Annotated in this window: 3 protein-coding genes; 1 reads left to right on the top strand and 2 read right to left on the bottom strand. The window is 76.4% G+C overall.

From position 1 onward, the window contains the following. Together L6E12_RS32300 and L6E12_RS32295 are read right to left on the bottom strand one after the other, a co-directional pair. Positions 1–1,191, bottom strand: a 1,191-nt coding sequence (locus L6E12_RS32300; protein WP_236231714.1) for an MFS transporter, incomplete at its 3' end; no start/stop codon positions are given. Between the two features lie 27 nt (positions 1,192–1,218). After that, a complete protein-coding gene (locus L6E12_RS32295) occupies positions 1,219–1,812 on the bottom strand; it encodes a TetR/AcrR family transcriptional regulator (protein ID WP_236231713.1) in 594 nt (197 codons plus the stop codon). A 181-nt stretch (positions 1,813–1,993) separates the two neighbouring features. On the opposite strand from L6E12_RS32295, the gene L6E12_RS32290 reads away from it, so the two are divergent. Next, positions 1,994–3,121, top strand: a 1,128-nt coding sequence (locus L6E12_RS32290; protein ID WP_240014014.1) for a glutamate-cysteine ligase family protein, incomplete at its 3' end; no start/stop codon positions are given.

Below are 3,121 nucleotides of genomic sequence, written 5' to 3'. Positions count from 1 at the left end.
CCCGCCACTCGGCCCGCCGCCCTGCCCAGGACCGTGCCCCCTGGTCCGCGCGGCCAAGGCGCCCGCACCCGCCGCCGCGAGCTGCCCGGCGGCGACCAGCGCGATGGCCGCGCCCGCGCCGGTCGCGGGCACCAGCCCGCCGCCCACCGCCGCGCCCACCGCGAAGCAGGCGATCTTGGCGCTGGCTCCGGTGACCGAGACCTGGGCCAGCAGCCCGGCGGGGGTGTACCGCTGCCGGGTCGCCATGATCGCGGGGAGGCCGACGCCGGTGGCCACGCCCGCGAGGGCGACCACCGCGAGCGTGGCCGCCAGGTTCGCGGCCAGGGGGACGGCGAGCATGACCAGGCCGTAGCAGGCCGCGGTGCCGAAGACGACGCGCTCCGGCCGGTCGCCCGCGAGCAGCCTGCGGGCCAGCAGCGCCACCGCGAGCAGCGAGCCGACCTCCAGCGCCGTCCACAGGTACCCGCCCGCCGCCTCGCCCGCGCCGATCTCGGCGGCGCGCAGCGGGAACGCGGTGCTGAGCACCCCGGCCGCCACCGAAGCCAGTGCGGTGGTCAGCGTCGCCCCGCGCAGCGGCGGGGTGGTGGCCAGGTGGACCAGGCCGTCGCGGACCGCGCGGAGCAGGTGCGGTCGGTCCTCGGCGGCGCGGGCGACCCGGGGCAGCGCCAGCGTCACCGCCGCGCCGACCGCGGCCAGCACGGCGACCCCGTACATCGCCTCGGTCGGGCCGAGGGTGGCCGCGAGCGTGCCCGCCAGCGCCGGGCCGAGCAGCGCGGCGCCGCCGAAGGACGCCGCGTCCCACGAGTTCGCCCTGGCCAGCCCGCCTGCGGGGACCAGCAGCGGCACCAGGCTGGAGTAGCCGCCGCTGGTCAGCGGCAGCGCCACCCCGGTGATCGCGGCCAGTCCGAGCGGCAGCGCGTCCGGCGCCCGGCCCAGCGCCGCGGTGATCCCCAGGCAGGTCACCGCCAGCAGGACCCCGTTGCCCGCCAGCACCAGGGTGCGCCGCGGCGACCGGTCGAGCAGCGCGCCCAGCACCGGTCCGGAGATGACAGAGGGGAACGCGTACGCGGTGACCATCAGCCCGGCCAGCACCGGGTCCCCGGTCCGGGCCAGGGCCAGCAGCACCAGTGCGACGCCGACCATCTCGTCGGCCACGCGGGCGGCCGTCGCCGCGAGCACGTACCTGCTCATCCCCACGCGATGGCCCTCTGTCGGGCGCTACAGGCCGCGGTGGCGGCGGACGGTCTCCTCGACCACGTCGAGGACCGAGTCCATGTCGTCCGCGGGCAGGCCCATGGCCAGGTGCGACACCAGGCCCTCCAGCACCAGTTCCAGGAACGACGTCAGCACCGACACGTCCACGTCGTCGCGCAGGTTGCCCGCCTCGCGCTGGCGCAGCAGCCGCTCGCGGGTGGCGACGGTGAGCTGGGAGGAGCGCTCGGCCCAGCGGGCGCGGAACTCGGGGTCGGTGCGCAGCCGCCGCGACACCTCCAGCCGGGTGCCCAGCCAGTCCGCCGGGCGCTCGCCCGCGGCGGTGCTGCCGGGGGGCGCGATCAGCTCGCGCATCACCTGCACCAGGCCCTGCTCCGCGACGACCTCGGTCATCCGCAGCACGTCGTCCTCGGCCAGCGCGAGGAACAGCGACTCCTTGTCGCGGAAGTGGTGGAAGATCGCCCCCCGGGAAAGTCCGGTAGCCTCTTCCAACCTGCGCACGGTCGCGCCCTCGTAGCCGAAGCGCGCGAAGCACGAGCGCGCGCCGTCGAGGATCTGGCGCCTGCGCGCGTCGAGATGGTCCTGGCTCACCCGGGGCACCCGACGATCGTGGCACCTCCCCCGAGCACAAGCAATCCGTACGTACGTTTTGGGATTGACGCCACCCGCCCGGCCCAACGGGTTTTCGGCGGCTGTCGGTGCCCGCGTGTAGCGTCGATCGCGCCGGTCCCCGACCGGGGGCCGCATCCAGAACCCGTGCGGTGAAAGGGGATGATCGTTCTTGACCACCACCCAGGAAGCGGGTGTCGTGGAGCCGGACCGCCGTCGGCTGCGCGCCCGCGTGGAGGCCGAGGCCTACGTCGCCTCGGTCTGCTTCAAGCACGGGCCGCCGAGACTGCTCGGCGTCGAGCTCGAGTGGACCGTCCACGACCGCGACGACCCCGGGCGCAGGCTCGACCCCGACCGCCTCGCCGCGGCCCTCGGCCCGCACGCGCCGCGCACGCTGCGCACCGACAGCCCCCAGCTCCCCCTCCCGGCCGGTTCACCGCTCACCATCGAGCCCGGCGGCCAAGTGGAGATCTCCTCCCTCCCCGCACCCTCCCTCGGGCTCCTGCTCGAAGCGGTCAACGCGGACATATCCCACCTCACCTCCCTCCTCGCCGACGTCGGCCTGGTCCTGGGCACCCGGGGCCTGGACCGGCACCGGTCACCGCGCCGCGTCCTGGACACACCGCGGTACGCGGCCATGGAGCGGGCCTTCGACCCGATCGGCCCGGACGGGCTCACGATGATGTGCGCCACCGCAGGCCTGCAGGTCTGCCTGGACGTCGGCGAGCGGTCCGCCGTGGCCGCCCGGTTCGCTGCGGTCAGCTCGCTCGGCCCGGTGTGCGTCGCCCTGTTCGGCAACTCGCCCGCCCCGGGGTGGCACTCGGCGCGCACCCGCGCCGTCCTCGGCGTGGACCCGTGCCGGTCGCTGCCCCTGCCGGTCGGCGACGACCCGGCCGCGGACTGGGCCCGGCACGTGCTGGACACCGAGCTGCTGTTCTTACGCAGACCGGGATCGGACTGGGGCGCCCCACCGGGCGTCACGTTCGCCGACTGGATCGCGGGCGCCCTGCCCGAACCGCCCACGCGGGACGACCTGGACTACCACCTGTCCAGCATGTTCCCACCGGTCCGCCCGCACGGGTACCTGGAGGTGCGCTACCTCGACGCCCAGGACGGCGCGGCCTGGGTCGCGCCCGCGGCGCTGCTCACCGCGCTGCTGGCCGACCCCGGCACCGTCGACGCGGTCGTCGACGCCTGCGCGCCCGCCGCCGACCGGTGGCTGCCCGCCGCCCGGCTCGGCCTCGCCGACCGGCCGACCGCCGCCGCCGCGCGCCGGGTGCTGGAACTGGGCCTGCCCGCG

Origin of the sequence: Actinokineospora sp. PR83 (assembly GCF_021056305.1) — a bacterium.
GTDB classification, from domain to species: domain Bacteria; phylum Actinomycetota; class Actinomycetes; order Mycobacteriales; family Pseudonocardiaceae; genus Actinokineospora; species Actinokineospora spheciospongiae.
The sequence above is the reverse complement of the archived record's forward strand: the minus strand, read 5'-3'. Positions and strand labels throughout refer to the sequence as shown.